Origin of the sequence: Staphylococcus sp. GDX8P114P-2, from assembly GCF_017892945.1 — a bacterium.
Taxonomy (GTDB): domain Bacteria; phylum Bacillota; class Bacilli; order Staphylococcales; family Staphylococcaceae; genus Staphylococcus; species Staphylococcus arlettae.
Map to the genome: position 1 here is coordinate 279,980 of NZ_JAESMB010000008.1, position 17,900 is coordinate 297,879.

The 17,900-nt window shown below is 32.8% G+C and carries 19 protein-coding genes; 4 read left to right on the forward strand and 15 right to left on the reverse strand.

Annotated elements, in window-relative coordinates; all coding sequences use genetic code 11:
• Window positions 1-19: 19 nt before the first annotated feature.
• The gene (locus tag KA845_RS04450; protein ID WP_002508938.1) at window positions 20-487 is read right to left on the reverse strand and encodes a GNAT family N-acetyltransferase; all 468 of its coding nucleotides are present in this window, start codon (window positions 485-487) and stop codon (window positions 20-22) included.
• 96 nt (window positions 488-583) lie between these two features.
• Between KA845_RS04450 and KA845_RS04455 the strand changes: the two genes are divergently transcribed.
• On the forward strand, window positions 584-1,267 hold the full coding sequence (locus KA845_RS04455; RefSeq protein ID WP_210127804.1) for a DUF1129 family protein: 684 nt from the start codon (window positions 584-586) through the stop codon (window positions 1,265-1,267).
• A 71-nt stretch (window positions 1,268-1,338) separates the two neighbouring features.
• On the opposite strand, the gene KA845_RS04460 is transcribed toward KA845_RS04455, so the two are convergent.
• From KA845_RS04460 to KA845_RS04480, 5 genes are all read right to left on the reverse strand, one after another.
• On the reverse strand, window positions 1,339-2,499 hold the full coding sequence (locus KA845_RS04460; protein WP_021459166.1) for an MFS transporter: 1,161 nt from the start codon (window positions 2,497-2,499) through the stop codon (window positions 1,339-1,341).
• A 276-nt stretch (window positions 2,500-2,775) separates the two neighbouring features.
• Entirely contained in the window at window positions 2,776-3,264 is a 489-nt protein-coding gene (locus tag KA845_RS04465) for a DUF456 domain-containing protein (RefSeq protein ID WP_002508940.1), read from the reverse strand.
• A gap of 5 nt (window positions 3,265-3,269) precedes the next feature.
• The gene (locus tag KA845_RS04470) at window positions 3,270-4,478 is read right to left on the reverse strand and encodes a sugar efflux transporter (RefSeq protein ID WP_002508941.1); all 1,209 of its coding nucleotides are present in this window, start codon (window positions 4,476-4,478) and stop codon (window positions 3,270-3,272) included.
• A gap of 26 nt (window positions 4,479-4,504) precedes the next feature.
• Window positions 4,505-5,359, reverse strand: coding sequence for a LysR family transcriptional regulator (locus tag KA845_RS04475; RefSeq protein ID WP_002508942.1), 855 nt, complete (start codon window positions 5,357-5,359; stop codon window positions 4,505-4,507).
• 119 nt (window positions 5,360-5,478) lie between these two features.
• On the reverse strand, window positions 5,479-6,129 hold the full coding sequence (locus tag KA845_RS04480; protein ID WP_021459167.1) for a ribonuclease FAU-1 family protein: 651 nt from the start codon (window positions 6,127-6,129) through the stop codon (window positions 5,479-5,481).
• A 194-nt stretch (window positions 6,130-6,323) separates the two neighbouring features.
• Here KA845_RS04480 and KA845_RS04485 point away from each other — a divergent pair, with 194 nt between their 5' ends.
• Window positions 6,324-7,433, forward strand: a complete 1,110-nt coding sequence (locus tag KA845_RS04485; RefSeq protein ID WP_107380524.1) for a 5-methyltetrahydropteroyltriglutamate--homocysteine S-methyltransferase — start codon at window positions 6,324-6,326, stop codon at window positions 7,431-7,433.
• Between the two features lie 257 nt (window positions 7,434-7,690).
• Here KA845_RS04485 and KA845_RS04490 read toward each other — a convergent pair whose 3' ends face one another.
• The 3 genes from KA845_RS04490 to KA845_RS04500 form a co-directional block, all read right to left on the reverse strand.
• Window positions 7,691-8,185 carry a cupin domain-containing protein gene (locus KA845_RS04490; protein WP_103388046.1) on the reverse strand — a complete coding sequence of 165 codons (495 nt, stop codon included), beginning with the start codon at window positions 8,183-8,185 and terminating at the stop codon, window positions 7,691-7,693.
• A 3-nt stretch (window positions 8,186-8,188) separates the two neighbouring features.
• Window positions 8,189-8,902: a YebC/PmpR family DNA-binding transcriptional regulator gene (locus KA845_RS04495; protein ID WP_002508947.1), complete on the reverse strand. Its 714-nt coding sequence runs from the start codon at window positions 8,900-8,902 to the stop codon at window positions 8,189-8,191.
• A 177-nt stretch (window positions 8,903-9,079) separates the two neighbouring features.
• Window positions 9,080-9,739 (reverse strand): Bax inhibitor-1/YccA family protein, encoded by a 660-nt coding sequence (locus KA845_RS04500; protein WP_002508948.1) that lies wholly within the window; start codon window positions 9,737-9,739, stop codon window positions 9,080-9,082.
• Between the two features lie 352 nt (window positions 9,740-10,091).
• Here KA845_RS04500 and KA845_RS04505 point away from each other — a divergent pair, with 352 nt between their 5' ends.
• Window positions 10,092-10,901: a LysM peptidoglycan-binding domain-containing protein gene (locus KA845_RS04505; RefSeq protein ID WP_002508949.1), complete on the forward strand. Its 810-nt coding sequence runs from the start codon at window positions 10,092-10,094 to the stop codon at window positions 10,899-10,901.
• A 552-nt stretch (window positions 10,902-11,453) separates the two neighbouring features.
• Here the strand turns inward: KA845_RS04505 and KA845_RS04510 are convergent.
• From KA845_RS04510 to KA845_RS04530, 5 genes are all read right to left on the reverse strand, one after another.
• A complete protein-coding gene (locus tag KA845_RS04510) occupies window positions 11,454-12,458 on the reverse strand; it encodes an inorganic phosphate transporter (protein ID WP_002508950.1) in 1,005 nt (334 codons plus the stop codon).
• A 13-nt stretch (window positions 12,459-12,471) separates the two neighbouring features.
• Entirely contained in the window at window positions 12,472-13,089 is a 618-nt protein-coding gene (locus KA845_RS04515; protein ID WP_002508951.1) for a DUF47 domain-containing protein, read from the reverse strand.
• 399 nt (window positions 13,090-13,488) lie between these two features.
• On the reverse strand, window positions 13,489-14,520 hold the full coding sequence (locus KA845_RS04520) for a sensor histidine kinase (RefSeq protein ID WP_002508952.1): 1,032 nt from the start codon (window positions 14,518-14,520) through the stop codon (window positions 13,489-13,491).
• Window positions 14,513-15,187 (reverse strand): response regulator transcription factor, encoded by a 675-nt coding sequence (locus KA845_RS04525; RefSeq protein WP_002508953.1) that lies wholly within the window; start codon window positions 15,185-15,187, stop codon window positions 14,513-14,515. Before KA845_RS04525 ends, KA845_RS04520 begins: the two co-directional genes overlap by 8 nt.
• Window positions 15,188-15,205: 18 nt before the next feature.
• Window positions 15,206-16,123 carry a Rossmann-fold NAD(P)-binding domain-containing protein gene (locus tag KA845_RS04530; protein ID WP_103388045.1) on the reverse strand — a complete coding sequence of 306 codons (918 nt, stop codon included), beginning with the start codon at window positions 16,121-16,123 and terminating at the stop codon, window positions 15,206-15,208.
• Between the two features lie 116 nt (window positions 16,124-16,239).
• Between KA845_RS04530 and KA845_RS04535 the strand changes: the two genes are divergently transcribed.
• A complete protein-coding gene (locus KA845_RS04535) occupies window positions 16,240-16,746 on the forward strand; it encodes a GNAT family N-acetyltransferase (RefSeq protein WP_002508955.1) in 507 nt (168 codons plus the stop codon).
• A 90-nt stretch (window positions 16,747-16,836) separates the two neighbouring features.
• On the opposite strand, the gene KA845_RS04540 is transcribed toward KA845_RS04535, so the two are convergent.
• Window positions 16,837-17,868, reverse strand: a complete 1,032-nt coding sequence (locus KA845_RS04540; protein WP_002508956.1) for an alpha/beta hydrolase — start codon at window positions 17,866-17,868, stop codon at window positions 16,837-16,839.
• Window positions 17,869-17,900 lie beyond the last annotated feature (32 nt).

Sequence of the window (17,900 nt, forward strand, 5' to 3'; positions counted from 1 at the left end):
TCTTAAGGTTATTTTATCATTATTCTTTCTTGTCTTCATGTTTGGATTGTAAAGATTTGGTCATGATAACTTTTTGTGTATGATATCCCAAATGTTCGTTAAGCTTTTGCATCGCTTCATTTGTTATATCTACTGTTCCTTGAATGCTAAGTGCCCCCATTGAGATGGCCCATTGTTCAATTTGTTGTTTTAATTTAGTGGCAATGCCTTGGTGTCTATATGTTTCGACAACGTATATCATTTCTATCGTCACGCTCGTTGTTGCTTCATCAAAATGCCCCCATATAAATGCAGCCATTTGTTCTTCATGTGCTATACATAAAATCATATCTCGAGAATATTTTAATCTATGTATAATCATTTCTTCTCGGAGTGCAATTTTAAAAGCTGATGGACTTGGTTGTTTCGCAGCTTGTGCAAGTTCACTTTCTTGAATTTTGGCCATTTGATTAATCAAACTTTTATCTTTAGTAGTAAGTTGTTTCATGTCATTCCTTTCTTTACGCTTCATATTGATTTATTGTTCAATATTAGTCATAATGTGTTTACTATAATATTTTATAAAAAGGATAGTTAAAATCAAATGAAATCTACTGAAAAATTGATGCGTGAAAATAATGTTAAGGCACTGCGTTTAAATAATACTGACAGAGATATTTTCGACAATTATACCTCTTTTGTTCGAGCTGATTTGAGCGTTAATCCTCATGATTCTGAAAAAATGCTTAATCGCATTTTAAAAGAGTTGCTGAAGGCTGAAGATAACGGTGAACATGCATTGGATTTCTTTGATCACGACCCGAAAGCACATGCTAAAAAAGAGCTAAAAAAGCTGCCAAATGAAACAGTTAAAAATATTTTCAAATATATCGTTGAACATTTCTTCTTATTTTTTGGTTTGTTTTGCTTTTTAAAAGGGTTTATTGGGTTTTTTATCGGCGCTAAAAAATTTTATTTGTATTCATTTCCAATTACATTAATTATTGGTTTTATTATTATCTTTTTATTTATATGGATGGTTTTTAAAACTGTACAAATCCAATGTTTTACCAAATCAAATTGGATTTGGTTAGCAAACTACAGTGGTATTATTGTATTAATCTGTGCAATTTTTTATGTATTTTTTCTGCCACAATCTTATATGACATTTGGCCCATATTTATTAATTAGTAATTGGACATTTATTATTATTTCACTCGTTATCACACCAATAGCTGCCTATTTCGATTATCGACGAGTGAACAAAGACTCAAATACTTCCCTATAAAAATAGCCTGAGTTAAGTATTAGCATAGTCGTTAAAAAGACTATAACTTTCTTAACTCAGGCTGTTTTCAATTAAACAAGTGTCCCCTCTTTTTTCTCTACACGAATACTAATAACTAAGAAAATTAGACCAATCAATGTTAATATTGGTGCTATTAAACTCAATGATGCTATTGGTAGATTCGTTACTACCACACCACCAAGAAATGCGCCTAAAGCATTTCCTAAATTAAATGCGGATTGGTTTAATGTACTTGCCAAGGTCGGTGCTTCTTGTGAAATTAATGTACTCTTGTATTGTAATGAAGGACTCATACTAAATCCTATTAATCCAAAGAAGAACACACCTGCAACCATTAAAATTCCATTCATTTGAATGAAGTATAATAAAATGAAGTATAAAATAAACATAATAAAAATAATTTTTAATGCTTTATTTAAATTCCAATCAGCAAGTTTACCACCTACAATATTACCTAACGTAACGCCCACACCAAAAATGATTAATAAATATGAAATTAAATTTTCTTGAATATGAGACACTTCGATAAGAACCGAGGAAATGTAAGTAAAGTATGCAAAAACACTACTGAAACCAAATAACGTTACTGCTAACGTTAACCACAGACGTTTTTCTTTTAAGATTTTCAATTCTGTTTTAACAGAAGTTGCCTCTTGTTTTTTAGTCATTGGCACAAAGAAAATAATACCGATCAACGCCATTGCACCAATTATGGATATGATAATAAACGTCATCGGCCATCCAAAGTTTTGACCAATTAATGTACCAAATGGTACTCCTAAAATATTACTAAGGCTTAGTCCCATAAACATTAACGCCATAGCACTAGCTTTATATGCTGGTTTTACCATACTAGCTGCTAATATTGAGCCAATACCAAAAAATGAACCGTGCGCTAATGAAGTAATAATACGACTTGTCATCATAAATCCATAAGTCGGACTCAATGAGGCTGCAATATTACCTAAAATAAAAATGCCCATCAGCACAAGTAATAAATATTTTCTGTTCCATTTTATAGTTAACATCACAAGAATTGGGCCACCAATTGCTACGCCTAATGCATAACCTGTAATAAGTTGTCCCGCTTGGCTCACTGTTACATCAAAATCTCTAGCTATATTTGGTAACAAACCCATAATAACAAATTCGGTCATGCCAATTGCGAAAGCACCTATCGCCAGCATCCATATCGCTACAGGATATTTCATCTATAATCCCTCCAATTTCTTTTTTTACACATGAGTGCGATTATACTAAATCAACGAAAGTCATACAAGAGGCGTGCTCACATCTTTTCATATTCTTTTCATTGCAAAAATATCATAATTGTAACGCCCTGTTAGTCGTTAGCGTTTACATAATAATAAAAAAAAGAACAAATTAGATTCACCCTAAAAGGGTAATCTAATTTGTTCACTTATGTGCTAATTCTCTACATGCAACAGTAAACTGTTTGCTTGAAATTCTTTATGCGCTTATCTACTTTAATTGATAAGTAAAGCATCTACAAAGAACCAAATAACCATCAATAACATAATTAACGCTTGAGCAAGTGAGCTCGCTAAAAATGCCACGATAGAACCATAGCTTGCACGTAGCGCTTTTTTAAAGTTAGGTTCTTGAATAAGTTCTACAATAAGAACTGCTAAAAAAGGAATAATTAAAATACCAAATGGTGGAAAGACAAAACAACCAATAATCACACCAATAAATGCTGCATACTCACTTAATTTGGATCCACCAAACTTATTCACAAAATATTGATTCATTATAAAATCTGCTAATAAAATAAATATAGTTAGCAATACCATTGAGACATAAAATACCCATGATAAATTGCCATTATGAAATCCAAACTGATAAATTAAAAATCCTACCCACAATACAAGTACCGATGGGATAATTGGTTTAATCAATCCTATAAATGCTAATACAAATGACGCAATTATTAGTAACCATAAAATTAAAGTCATGTTATCTACTCCAGTACTTCGTCCGTATATTTATGTTCTTTCGTTATTGCAATCAGCAACATACCGAGAAAAATCGCTATTGCCGATACAAAAAACACATTCCCTAATCCTACAACATTACTCATCCAGCCTCCAAGTAAGTTACCACAAAGTTGTCCAATAACCATAGCGTTAGCAAACAATGTCGATGCATATCCTGGATAGTCAGGTAAAATATCTTGGAAATAGCTAATACCTAAACCGAGTAAAATAGCTAGGAAGATAGCCAAAAATACTTGTCCTATAAGCATCATAATAACATTATCAAAAACGCCAATACTAAAGTAAAACAGGCCACCAAATAGTCCACCTAAAATCAGTAACGTGCGTGTTTGCATTTTAGCAGAAAGCATTCCTAATATAACCATAAATGGAACCTCTAAGCCAGCACACAAACTCGCTAAATAGCCCACATATTTTTCATCTTCTTGTAAGTAATTAGTAACAAATAGAGGCATATTCAATGTGTACATCCATTGCCCGATATGTAATAAAATAAATGCAATAAACGGAATAAATAACGTTAAATCTTTTAACATATTAGGTGCCGATTTTTCGACATGGGTAACATCTGACGCTTTAGGAGCAGTCTTAATATCTTTGAAGAATACGAGCTGTAACGTTAGAGTAAATAAAATAACTGCTATCGTTCCTCCAAATAACCCAGCATATCCGTTTAGCGCTAACAATCCTGTACCTATTAATGGGCCGAATAAAAAACCAAAAGAAAACATCGACCTTAACACTGCATTGGCAAATTTAGCTCTATCACGTGACGTGGAAGCATTGATTGATTCTCTAGCTGAAGCATACATTTGAGGCATTGCCGGAGCAAATAAACCTTGGAATATGGCATACATAGCCATAAAGATCCATATTTCCTTAACAAAAAAATAAATAGAAAAACTAATAGCACCCATGAATAAGGCGGTGATAATTAGAAATTTTCTATTTATATTACGTGTGTCTGAAAACCTCGCCACAATTGTATTAACTGTAAATTGACTAATAGCTGCTAGTGCTAACAAAAGGCCAAATTGCACAGTTGACATTCCTAATTCATTTGTAGCAAATAGCACTAAAAACGGTACTGTGATAGATATACCCATACCAAGTAGCATCATATTAGTGACAAATAATTTATAATTTTTAATATGCAACAATTCTGCAAACATGAAAATCCCTCTATCCTATTTAAAATCTATTTTACATATTCCATCACTAATTGTATAAATGACTCTACTTGAGGTAGTTGTACCATACTTGAATCGTAACTCAAATAAGTAGACCTAATTAAAGGTTGGTCTTCAATATTCACTCGTGTAAAGTCAAACTGATCTCGATCAATGTGTCTCATCATTATCTCAGGTAAAATAGTTACACCAACACCGTTCATCAACATTTCTTTACACGTCGCTACTTGATCGACGGTAATCATTGCATGATAATCTTCACCGAGTTGATTACTGTACCATTCTTTAATTTGATTAATATAAATTGGGTCTGCTTGAAATTCGATAAAAGGTAATTTACTAGATTCCTCACGTCGATTTTGAGGCTGAATAAAATAATGTTCATCGTTGAATAAATGAGTATTGCTTAAATTCATAATTTTATTGCCACGAATAATCATGACATGATAGTCTCTATGATTTGCTTTAATTTGTTCACTTGATCCTACTTGAACTTGTATTTCAACATTAGGAAATTGTCTAGTATATAAATTCAACACTTCCGGTAATAATGTTTGACCAATGAGTGAAGAACATCCGATTGAAATTGTACCGTTTACTTCGCCAATGTGCGCTTGCATTTTATCTAAAAACAATCGTTCCCTATTTAACATGTCTTTGGCATGTTCGATAATCATTGATCCTTCAGTTGTCGTAATAAGTTGCTTTTTTGTCCGTATAAAAATATCTACACCAAAAGCATTTTCTATCGCTTTTAGTCGTTGTGTCACTGCTGGTTGTGAAATGTATAACATTTCTGCAGCTTTGCGTAACGTTTTGGTTTCGTCTAACGTTGTTATTAAGCGATAATCTTCGATCTTCATTTTATCCCCCTATTGATATATGCAATTACTTTTAACTACAGGTGTAATTGTACGCCATTACTACTTATCATGCATTAGTTTACACGCAATTTATTATATTCGAACTGGATATTATTGAATCATTTTTTTAAGTCGTGATTAGATTCAGACTTTTGCTGTGATACACGCTGCACTTTTTGCTTAGTATGTTGCTGTTTAACATGATGCTTCCCTTGCTTATGCCCTTTATTATATTTAGGCTTATTTTTGATTTTGTGGTAACAATACATAATTTTTTCCTGCATTTTGGGAAAATCTGCATCAATTTTCAACATAAGTTGATGTGCAATAACATATGCCTCATGATATTGTTTACGAGAAATCTGCTTTTGATCTAATGCACGCTTTAAATCATCTTCATCTACCAATTCATATTCACCATTTGGCAATACTAGAACATCCAAACACAAATCTAGCGTGCGTGCATTACCTTTTTGTGTAATGTTTTTAATATTGACGTCAAAATAATATTCCAATGGATTACCTTTATCATCTATCATAACCGTAATACTATAGCGTTTCTTTTCAGGTAATATTTGTAGCCATTGGTAATTATCGTCTGCAACTATTATATTTTTGCCAACTACCGTAACTTCTAATGGCTCTTTTACTTTTTTCATAGTAACTAAGCCAATTATGCCTTTAAATTTGTTATTGTTTACTTTTACTTCAGCATATTCTCTTTCTACGATTCGACGCCAGTGACGTTTATCGATATATTTTACTTTCACTGTCACCAACTCCTTGCTTTTTATTATATAAAAATGGTGGCTTAATGTCATCTATCCAATTTGTAATAATTCCAGTTTAATTTATTCCCATTGTACTATATTTTTTACTTTTAAGCCTTTTTTGACAATTCCGACTTAATTTGTTATATTTAGATATATTTTCTGAAAATTCTAAACATAACGGAGGTAGCAAAATGGCAAAATTAACAAGACCATTTAGAGCAGATCATGTAGGGAGTTTATTACGCCCTCAAAAGCTAAAAGAAGCCAGAGCTGCTTTTGAACAAAATGAAATTGATGCAGATGAACTTAAAAAAGTAGAAGATGCAGAGATTGAACGTATTATCGAAAAGCAACTTGAATTAGGCTTACATAGTATTACAGATGGCGAATTCCGCAGAAGTTGGTGGCATTTTGACTTCTTAGAAAATTTAGAAGGTGTTGAAGGCTATACGCCAGAGCATGGCTTAACTTTTGAAGGCGTTGAAACACGTAGTCACAATGTACGGATAAGTGATAAGGTAGCATTTAATCCTAACCACCCACATTTTGATCATTTCAAATTCTTAGTCGATAAAGTAGACGATAGAGCAATTGCTAAAGTGTCAATTCCAAGTCCAAACCAATTGTTCCATCCTAATATTTTAAACGAAACACTTTATCCAGATATTAATGACTTTGCAAAAGATGTATCCAAAGCATATCATGACACGTTACAACATTTTTATGACTTAGGAGCACGCTACATCCAATTGGATGATGTGTATTGGGCTAACTTAACTTCCGGAACGCAAAAAACACGTGGTCGTGATCGTTCCGAAGAGGAAAAAGAACGTGCTCGTCAATTAGCATATGTTGTTGTGAATGAAGCTATACAAGGCTTACCAGATGATTTACTAATTACAACGCACATTTGCCGTGGTAATTATCAATCAACATGGGCAATTTCTGGTGGCTATGAACCAATCGCTCCTTATTTATTCAAAGAAAACCTAGGCGGCTTTTTCTTAGAATATGACGATCATCGTTCAGGTGATTTCGAGCCTTTACGTTATTTCCCAGAAAATAGTTCAGCAGTACTTGGTATTTTCACTTCTAAAACTGGTGAACTTGAAGATAAAGCTTCTATTAAACAACGTATTGAAGAAGCAAAGCAATATATTAATGAAGACCAAATTTGTTTGAGTCCTCAATGTGGTTTTGCATCAACAGAAGAAGGCAACAAATTAACTGAAGAAGAACAATGGCAAAAACTGGCATTTGTCGTTGAAGTTGCAAATGAAGTTTTCGACACTGCAAAATAATAAATAAAACATAAATTAATTACTAATACACTCCATTTAGCAGTATGCACTTTAATAATGTACATATTGCTAGCGGGGTGTATTTTTAGTTCGCAACATAAACAACCGCTTCATTTTCCACATTAATATAGCTACGTAAAAAATCAGCTACAATGACATAGTGATATGTCTACTGTAGCTGATTTTCTACTCTTCAATTATAAAAGTGATAGGTATATCATATTATCAAACTTTTCACCTTATGTTGGCACTAGTAATTAGTTTTTGTCGTTTACTGATAAAGCATAACGTTCATTTATTTGTTGTAAGTGCGGATATAATTGATTTAATTGTTGTGTTGAAAACAACTCGAAATGATTAAAATCAAATCCTGGCTGACACATACAACCTACTAATGCATAACCTGTATCTTCTGCTAACGATGAAGCAAATATTGTCCCTTTGGGTACTACATATTGTAATACTTCTCCCTTTGCAACATCTTTGCCTAATCGTATGCACTCGTATGTACCACTAGGATAAATCATATGAATTAACAATGTTTGTCCAGCATGGTGATACCATATTTCGTCAGCATCAATACGATGAAAATGTGAAATATTGTCATGTGTTAATAAGAAATAGATACTGGAGTAAGCATTTCGTGAATCTGCTGACTCTTGCTGACCTGTAATAATTTCCTTATAAAATCCACCTTCAGGATGTGGTTGCAACTGTAATTGTTCAATCCATTGTTTAATAATATTGTTCATTTATTACAAATCCACATTGTGAAACACATTCTGAACATCTTCTAAATCTTCAAGTGCTTCTACTAATTTTTCAAACTCAACTTGATCATCTGAAGATAACGCAATATCACTTTGTGGTAACATTTCAAACTCAGCAATAGTAAAAGTTGTTACACCTAAAGCCTTTAATGCATCTTGCACTTGTGCAAATTGATCTGGTTCTGCATAGACGATAACCATGTCGCCTTCTTCTTGTACATCACGTACGTCAATATCTTGTTCCATCAAACCTTCTAAAATGTCATCAGCTGTATGTCCTTCAAATCCAAAAACAGCTGTGTGTTCGAACATATAAGCTACTGAACCTGAAACACCCATGTTACCACCGTTTTTACCGAAGGCAGCACGTACATCTGATGCAGTACGATTAACATTATTTGTTAATGCATCGACAATTAGCATTGAACCATTAGGTCCGAAGCCTTCATATCTCAAATGATCATAGTTTTCTTCTCCAGCACCTTTAGCTTTTTCTATGGCTTTTTCAATAATGTGGTTAGGTACAGAGTAAGTCTTAGCACGTTCTAACGTTAAACGTAAATTTTGGTTAGATTCTGGATCTGGTTCACCCGACTTCGCTGCTACATAAATTTCTTTACCGAATTTTGCATATATTCGACTAGTATTTTTATCTTTTTGGGCTTTCTTTTCTTTAATATTATTCCATTTACGACCCATAATTTCATCTCACTTTCTCATATCACTTAATAACCAGTTAATATTATAGCGCAAATTATTAATTTTATATAGTTGGACATACGTATCCGACTTAAAAAATTGACAGTTGCCCGTTTAATTATATTATTCTATTAAAAAACGTTGTAACTACCAGTACTGGCAATTACAACGTCTACTCTATTTTCTAGCTTTGTTAGCAAGGCGTAAAACATATTTGATAATATGCAACAGATTAAGGAACAATTTGAAGCCCATTTCTCTTGGTGAAAATCGTCCTCTTTTCATCCTATTAAAATCGTACAATGTATAAAGTAAAAATAATAATAGCCCTACTATAGTAATAATTGTATGAAAGATTGGGTTTTGAATAAACATCCCAATAAGACTAGCCACTACAAGTGCAATCAGCGTAACAAATAAGTATTTGCCCATGCTAGACGCATCTTTAATCATAAAGAAGCCAATAAGTCCAAAAACGATAAAAGCAGCAATGGCTAAAATAACGTTCTTGTAAAACACTTCTGCTCCTAAGTTTTGTAAATAAATTGTGAATGTAGCGTATGATAGTAGTCCTATAGCTAAAGTGTATATATGAGAGATGATTAAACCAGACTTCCGCGCTCTCCCTGACACTAAAGTGAATAATACTAATACTAGCAAGACGATAGATAACGGTTTACGCCAAGACATTGGTAAAAATTGACCAAAATAACATCCTACACCAAATAGCAACCAATAATACATAAAGAACAACCATACTTTACCGTATGCTGTCGCTTGTGTTTTCTTTGATTGTTGTGACTTATGCGGTGTTGATTTTGTTGCTGCTTCAGCCATAGCAATATACCTCCATCTAATTATTATATTAATATAATCTAACATAAATACTACTGTTCTCATAATAAATTTTCTAATTTTTGTTGAATCAAGTTTCTATCTAATATTACTAAATATTACAGTTTTTATAAATCTTTATATGTATATCACTTTTAATTCCCTTTAAATTCGCTTTCAGCAAGCTATACCCTTCACATAATACTCTTTCATCTATGTTACAACTCTATAACAACTACCAAAAAAATAAATAATTTTGTTAGTATGGGGTATGAAATATTTAAATGTGAATCTTGTGTTTACACATGAACACAATTAACTGTCGACATTAAACGACATAAAAGGAGGAGTACTTTTGAAAAAATTAGCATTTGCAGTTACAGCTGCATCAGGGACTGCCGCAGTTTTAGCAAATCATGATGCAGAAGCATCTACGCAGCATACTGTTAAATCTGGTGAGTCTCTTTGGACAATCGCTCAACAATACAATACTTCTGTAGACGAAATCAAACAAAATAATAATATTAGTAATAATATGGTATTTCCAGGACAAGTTATTGAAATTGGTGGAAGTGGCAGCAGTGATAGTAGCCAAAGTTCAAATACTTCTTCGGAAGCTTCTGGTGGCTCAAGCCATACTGTACAATCTGGAGAAACGTTAGCAATCATTGCGAATAAGTACGGCGTTTCTGTTGATGAAATTGTTTCTGCTAATAATTTAAATGGTTATATTATTTATCCAAATCAAACATTACAAATTCCAGGTGGTTCAGACGGCACTGGTGGCGGTGGCGGAAGCACATCTACACCAACTAATACTTCACAAGCTTCAAGCGATCAAAATTTATACGACTGGGGACAATGTACATGGCATGTCTTTAATCGTCGTGCCGAAACTGGACAACCAATTAGTACATATTGGTGGAACGCTAATAATTGGGCATCTGCAGCATCTGCTGACGGATACACTGTAAACAACACTGCAGCTGTTGGTTCAATTATGCAAAACTATGAAGGTCCTATGGGACATGTGGCTTATGTTGAACGCATTAATCCTGATGGCAGTTTGTTAATTTCAGAAATGAATTATAATACACCACCAGGCACAGTGGATTATCGTACAATTCCAGCTTCACAAGTTTCAAGTTACAATTATATTCATTAAGAATAAGCTCAACATACAATAACTAAATAAGTCTGAGACATAACTAACTCTGACAAAAAACAAACGTCAATTTCTATTGAGAAGATATAGAAATTGACGTTTTATTAGTTTTTTGAAATATTTCTATTTATAATTCTTGATTACTATTTGTTTTCAAAGAGCCTTATTTTGAATAACAAAATATAATTTGTACCGGTTTTGTAACGTGCTGACGCCCGGGGTAATAGTATGGTTGAGAGACTACAGGCTCGAACCATCCCCCAGACAAGCATGCACGGTCAAAATCATATAATTTAAATTTATATATTATACTATTGGCAGTGGTTTATTTCGATTCCTGTGGGAAAAGCATTAGCTAAAGACTGCTAGCTGAGGCAGTACTCGCGAAAAGCGTGCACAAAAAAACTGCCAACAAAATCAGAGACTTTATCGACAGTCTAAGAGGACCAATCCATATCAATGATTGGTCCTCTTATTTTGAATTTGGAAATTTATGTCCAACCTTATTTTTATCTAAAAAAGCTGGGGAATAAATTCCTCAGCTCATAATAACTAAATTACAATATTTAATACAAAATATACTAATGCTGCTAGTAATGCAGAAATCGGTAATGTAATTACCCATGTAACAATCATACGTTGTGCTGTATTCCACTTCACACCTTTAATACGATTTGAAGAACCGACACCTAAAATAGATGAAGACACAACATGTGTTGTAGATAGTGGGAAATGTAATGATGATGCTACGAAAATTGTAAGTGCTGAAGACAAGTCAGCCGCTGCCCCATTCGCTGGGCGAATTTTCATAATGTTACCACCAACAGTTTTTATAATTTTCCAACCACCTACTGCTGTACCAAGTCCCATTGCAGCCGCACAAGAAACTTTTACCCATAACTGTGGTTCTACACCACTTGTTTGAACGTTAGCTACAATAAGCGCCAATGTAATAATACCCATAGATTTTTGCGCATCATTCGTACCATGTGAGAATGATTGTAATGATGCCGTGAAAATTTGGAAAAATCTAAAATTACGGTTAGTTTTTGTTAAATTGGCATTCTTGAAAACAACTTTAACTATCGAATAAATGATAAAACCTACCATAAATGCGATAACTGGTGAAACTAATAATACAATTATAATTTTGATAAATCCTTCATAATGCAACACTGCAAATGATCCTTGAGATGCAATTGCTGCACCTGCAATAGAACCAATTAACGCATGTGATGATGAACTAGGTATACCGTAATACCATGTAACCAAATTCCATACTATAGCCGCTAAAATAGCAGCTAACACTACAACTAGCCCATTTTGTAACTTAAACGGATCTACGATATCTTTAGTAATCGTACCTGCAACCCCAGTAAACGTTAACGCACCAATAAAGTTCATAATAGCCGCTAGAAAAATTGCTGTTTTAGGCGTTAATGCACGTGTCGAAACTGCAGTAGCAACAGCATTGGCTGTATCATGGAAACCATTGATAAAGTCAAATATTAGTGAAAAAATTACGATAGCTACTGTGATGATTAAAATATATTCCATAAGTTAGGACTCCTTAGCTATTTTTCATAATTATTGTTTCAAAATTATTTGCCACAACTTGACATTTATCTGCAATTTCTTCCATACTTTCATATATTTCTTTAATTTTAATAAGTGTGATCGGGTCAGTTTCACTATTAAAAATATGTTTAATAGATTGTCTTAAAATACCGTCACAATTAGTTTCGAATTCTTTGATATTAATTGAATGAATACGCATATGTGAAAGTTTCTTTTCTACTAATAAGCCTACTGCTAGTTTCATTTCTGCAATGGCTTTTTGTATATTATCTGCAAATTCCGCCATATATTCGTCGGTATATTCGATTGAATACATTTCAAACATACCTGATGTTTCTTCTATAGCATCTAACACATCGTCAATCGCATTACATAAAGAAAGAATGTCTTCACGTTCAATTGGCGTAATGAATGTTTGGTTTAAATCCGAGATCACTTGATGCATTAATTCATCACCATGTGACTCATAAGTTTTAATATTGTCTGAGTATGCCTTAAGATCCAAATGCGTGTTAAAATCCATTTTACCAAATTCAATCGCTGCTCTATCTAGATTAAATACCATTTCTTCTAGTTGAACCATGAATTTATCTTTTTTCTTATTAAACATTCAAAAAATCCTCCGTATACGATGATTATTTATTATCATCAAAAAATTTTAAAAGTTAAAACTTAGTAGCCAAATAGAAATTTGTAAGATTAACCCCATGTGTTATATTTACGTGCCGTTACCAAAGTATGTAAATTTTTTGTAAATATTTTTAAGTGTTCAAGCTTAAAAAAGCTCACAAATGTCAATTTGCCTTATTTGAAAATAGCACAAAATTTACAATTCCACAATTGAATTTACAAATTCTTAACATTCTAAATAAATATTATATTCCCAACTCATTGATTTATAAGAATTATCATAACGTTCTCGCAAATTATTCAAAAATCAAGTTAAATATATTTTACATTTAATTTTTAACTTATCATTTCATTCATTTAAAAATATATCATAACTATTTTAAATTTTCTGTTCACTCATGCGTTTAATAACAGTATTTTGTTCTGGAAAGATAATCGTTACTGTAGTACCTTGATCAACTACAGAGTCAATTTCTACGTGTAAATTCAATGTATCTTTAATTTGATTGACTAAATACAATCCGAGACCAGTTGCATTTGTAGCATTTTGACGTTGTGTAGACGTAAATCCGCGGTCGAAAACACGTTTAATATCTCTCTGGCTAATACCTATGCCTCGATCTGCAATTTGTAACTGTATTTGGTTAGCTTCTACAGTTGCTGTAATTGAAATTGTACTCTGTTCACTATATTTAATAGCATTAGATAATACTTGTCTAATTAGCATTTTGCACCACTTTGTATCTGTATATACTTTGATCTCTGAATCAACTGTTAGCTCAAAATCAATACCACGTGTTTGACTAATATAGCGTGTTAACTGAATTTCATCAATGATGAGTGGCTTCAATGCGGCATATTCAAAAAATATATCTTTTTGTCTTGAATCTAAGCGTGTTAAATAGAGTTGCATATCTAACATCTCATTAATTCTAGTCCATTCCCGCATTAAAGCAAATTTTTGTGTTGGGTCATCCACTTTATTAATTATTAAATCTAAAGTAGTAACAGGTGTTTTAATGTCGTGAATAAACGTCGTTAAAGATTGTTCGTAGTCTTTAATTTGTTTAGTCTGTTGTGTGACCAACGCCTTCTGATTCGCAATTTTAGTTTGAAAATAATTCACTACTTCTTGTTGAAATGGTGTACTTGCCAAATTTTTATGTACAAGTTCTTCAATTTCTTTATTATTCCTAAGATGCTTAATAAATTTTGCTTCTTTAAAAAAGGAAAATATTATGAATAATGCTGTCAAACCTAAATTCACCCACACAATAAATAAGACACTCGCTACATCTATATTATAATCCAAATAAGCTAATCCTATTAAAATTACATGCAGTAGTATAATCCACAATATCCAACGAACGCGACTTTTTACAAATAGCCCAAATAAAATGATATTATCCATGTGCTAAATAACCTCTGCCAACTTTAGTTTCTATTTGCTCATTCATATCAATATCAGCTAATTTTTTTCGCAATCGATTAACATTCACTGTTAAAGTATTATCACTGACGAATGCCTCATCATCCCATAATGCAGTTATAAGTGTATCGCGTGTCACAATTTGATTTTGTTTACGCACTAACATAGACAATATAATCATTTCTGTTTTAGACAGATAAATCTCAGTATCATGCTGACTAATGCTATCTTTTGTTAAATCAAGCTTGGCTTGTTGCCACATTAAAATACTTTTCTCTGAAATATCAAATTCATAGACTCTTCTATAAATTGCTTGTATTTTAGCGATTAAGACGTTCGTATTAAACGGCTTTTGAATAAAATCATCGGCTCCAAGCTCCATACTCATAACTTGGTCCATTGGGCTATCCTTAGAAGATAAAAATACTATAGGTACATTAGAGTTTTGTCGAATCTTTCTCGTCCAATGAAATCCATCAAATTTTGGTAATTTAATATCCATAATAATAATTTCTGGTTGTACCGCTTCTACAGTAGTCATAACATCGTCAAAATCAGCAATACCTTCTACTTCAAAATCCCATTGTTGGAGCGTTTGACTTAAAGACTCAAACAACGTCTCATCGTCCTCTACTAATAAAATCTTCAACGTCTAATACTCCTTTCTTTATTTAGTGTATTTGATATCTTCACCAGCTTGTATGCGACCTTGGAAATTTTTAATACGACAATCAATTTCAAATCCACGCATCATCAAACTTTGAATAGGTGCTTGGCACAAGTAATAGACTGGCCATACTAATCTAGGTATATAATCAAACAAATGTACCATTACTTCTGTAGTACCTCTAAGTTTACGAAACTCTAATTTCCCTTGCTTTTTGGCATTAGGCTTTACTAAAGTACCACCTACTAAGTGTAACGTAATAATATCATCAGAGGTTTGATGTTTATGAAGCACTAATAGCGGCTTCTGTTTATTTTTCCGATAAATAATATAGTCATCTTTAACTTGATAACTATACATAAACGTACCTCGTGTCTGATTTATCCATGAAATATAATATTGAACCAACTGTTCTAATGTCCAATGCATAGGTAATTGAATACTCATCGCTGACCTAACATCATCATATTTAGAAACTTGTAATTCTACTGCTACTGTTGGCCTTTCAACTCTATGTTCTGTAGTTTCAACTGTTACACCATATGCTGATAACCTCGCTATCGTTTCGTTATCAAATATACTACCTGGAATGTAAATAATTTTTTGTACTTTGTTAGCTGCTGCAGCTCTTCCAAAGTTATCAGAGGCGAGTCTATTCATATCTTTAGCGCTCGCTTGTGTGAGTTTAGCAGAATGTTTTGTAGGGTCAAGATAAAATATTGCTATATCTATGTTCTGCATTGCTGCAACGACATCATGATAATTATAAATATCTTTTTTCAACCACGTTACCTCTTGTATATCTTGCTCTTTCGGGTATTTTGACAGCGTGAATAATTGGGCATCATTTTTTATTGCAGGTATTAGATTTTTCCCAATATAGCCTGTCACACCAGCAAGTAAAACATTTGGTTTCATTAAAACACTCCTTAATAATTGTAATTATTTTGTATATTTTTTGAAAAACTAAAGATTATAATTCTAATTTATATTATAATGAATCTAAACTAAAGAGAAATGAGGTACGTGTAAACATGGCTCATCAAATAAGAGAAATTGGCATTAACGATGTTCAACCGTTTGTCACTTTACTTAAAACTATTTATGATGAATCTGATTATATGCTTTATAATCCAGGTGAATATGCACCATCTACGACAGATGCATTAAGCAAACTAGAGCATTTTATCACGTCACCGACTAATACCATTTTTGTAGCCGAGAATAATGACGAACTTGTTGGCTTCGCTACCGTTACGACAGAGAACTTAGCACGCGCACGTCACGAAGCTCAATTTTCCATGGGTGTCGTTAAATATTATCGCGCCAAGGGACTTGGACAGGCGTTAATAAATGCTGTAGAAGCTTGGTGTCTTAATCATGATATCCGTCGTATTGAAGTGGCAGTTGTCACTGAAAATACTACTGCTTTAGAAATGTTTAAGTCTACTGGTTATCAAATAGAAGGTGAACTAAAAGATAAACTCTTTATAGATGATCGTTATTACAACCAGTATATTTTAGCAAAACTTCTACTCTAAGGGAGATTAGTCAGTGATGCTTACCTATGTGTAGTATACACTAACAAAAGACCAGCTAACACTGATTTAGTTAGCTGGTCTTTTTCTGTCTTAATATGGATTTAAGTCTACACCATTGGGATTACTATCTTCGCTATTCACTTCAGTTTCAACCCCTGATGCGCTCGTATTTCTACTTAGAAATGACAATACCGATTTCATATTTTGTTTAGATTCTGGTAAATCTAAATGGAATTGATATTGATGTCTCAACTTATGGCTACCATCATAAAACAGTTTATCAACAGGAATGTCTTCCTGTTTTAATTTTTTATAGAATTCAATGTTTTGACTGTAAAATGGATCTGCATCACCTACAGATAAAAAAGTCGGTGGATAATCTTCAGTTAATTGGTTAATTGTAGACATTTGAGATAAGTTCTTAAATTGTTGCTCCCACTTACGCTCGCCTGTGTAACTTTCCATAAATAACTGTATCCTTGGGAATTCAGTAGCTTTGACTGTCTTCATATCATAAAAACCACCAAAAAATATAGCTGCTTTTAACTGGTCTGCCTCAAACTGTTGTTTAAATTTCATTTCATCACGTAAACTTTCATTAGTTTGTATTGCTGTATATTGACTAGACATTTGTGCCCCAGCTGAGTCACCACCAAATATGACTTGATCAAAATCGATTGGCAATTCATGTTTATTTCTTTTTATAAATTGAATAGCTTGATCAATTTGATGAAGTTGATTTGGATATTTGTAGTCTGGTGCCAATGCATAATTAATATTAACAACAATATATCCTTGTTCAGCTATTTTTGATAATAAAGGATTTTTATACTGCTTATCACCTGCAATAAAGCCACCACCGTGCATCCAAAATACGATTGGTAATTTATTATCATGATCTAAATCTGTCGGTGTGAGTATATCAAGCCTACTATTAGGCCATCCTTTACTATACGTAATATTAGTAAACGCATTTACATTTTTATTATTAATTTGTACCTTTTCTTTAACTTCTTGTGAATGTTGCTGTTCGAAATGTTTTTTCAACAGCAGGCCAATTACACAGGCCACTATTATAATTACAAGTGTAGTTAAAATCACCCATTTGTGTTTATTTTTCATGTTTGACCTTCCCTTTCGGGTGAATTGTATCA

What these genes read in the sequence shown, in the direction of transcription:
- KA845_RS04500 (WP_002508948.1), bottom strand. Translation starts at nt 9,739, where the DNA reads ATGGCTGAAGCAGCAACAAAATCAACACCGCATAAGTCACAACAATCA.
- KA845_RS04540 (WP_002508956.1), bottom strand. Translation starts at nt 17,868, where the DNA reads ATGAAAAATAAACACAAATGGGTGATTTTAACTACACTTGTAATTATA.
- KA845_RS04530 (WP_103388045.1), bottom strand. Translation starts at nt 16,123, where the DNA reads ATGAAACCAAATGTTTTACTTGCTGGTGTGACAGGCTATATTGGGAAA.
- KA845_RS04510 (WP_002508950.1), bottom strand. Translation starts at nt 12,458, where the DNA reads ATGGAATATATTTTAATCATCACAGTAGCTATCGTAATTTTTTCACTA.
- KA845_RS04535 (WP_002508955.1), top strand. Translation starts at nt 16,240, where the DNA reads ATGGCTCATCAAATAAGAGAAATTGGCATTAACGATGTTCAACCGTTT.
- KA845_RS04485 (WP_107380524.1), top strand. Translation starts at nt 6,324, where the DNA reads ATGGCAAAATTAACAAGACCATTTAGAGCAGATCATGTAGGGAGTTTA.
- KA845_RS04520 (WP_002508952.1), bottom strand. Translation starts at nt 14,520, where the DNA reads ATGGATAATATCATTTTATTTGGGCTATTTGTAAAAAGTCGCGTTCGT.
- KA845_RS04495 (WP_002508947.1), bottom strand. Translation starts at nt 8,902, where the DNA reads ATGGGTCGTAAATGGAATAATATTAAAGAAAAGAAAGCCCAAAAAGAT.
- KA845_RS04455 (WP_210127804.1), top strand. Translation starts at nt 584, where the DNA reads ATGAAATCTACTGAAAAATTGATGCGTGAAAATAATGTTAAGGCACTG.
- KA845_RS04490 (WP_103388046.1), bottom strand. Translation starts at nt 8,185, where the DNA reads ATGAACAATATTATTAAACAATGGATTGAACAATTACAGTTGCAACCA.
- KA845_RS04465 (WP_002508940.1), bottom strand. Translation starts at nt 3,264, where the DNA reads ATGACTTTAATTTTATGGTTACTAATAATTGCGTCATTTGTATTAGCA.
- KA845_RS04470 (WP_002508941.1), bottom strand. Translation starts at nt 4,478, where the DNA reads ATGTTTGCAGAATTGTTGCATATTAAAAATTATAAATTATTTGTCACT.
- KA845_RS04475 (WP_002508942.1), bottom strand. Translation starts at nt 5,359, where the DNA reads ATGAAGATCGAAGATTATCGCTTAATAACAACGTTAGACGAAACCAAA.
- KA845_RS04460 (WP_021459166.1), bottom strand. Translation starts at nt 2,499, where the DNA reads ATGAAATATCCTGTAGCGATATGGATGCTGGCGATAGGTGCTTTCGCA.
- KA845_RS04450 (WP_002508938.1), bottom strand. Translation starts at nt 487, where the DNA reads ATGAAACAACTTACTACTAAAGATAAAAGTTTGATTAATCAAATGGCC.
- KA845_RS04515 (WP_002508951.1), bottom strand. Translation starts at nt 13,089, where the DNA reads ATGTTTAATAAGAAAAAAGATAAATTCATGGTTCAACTAGAAGAAATG.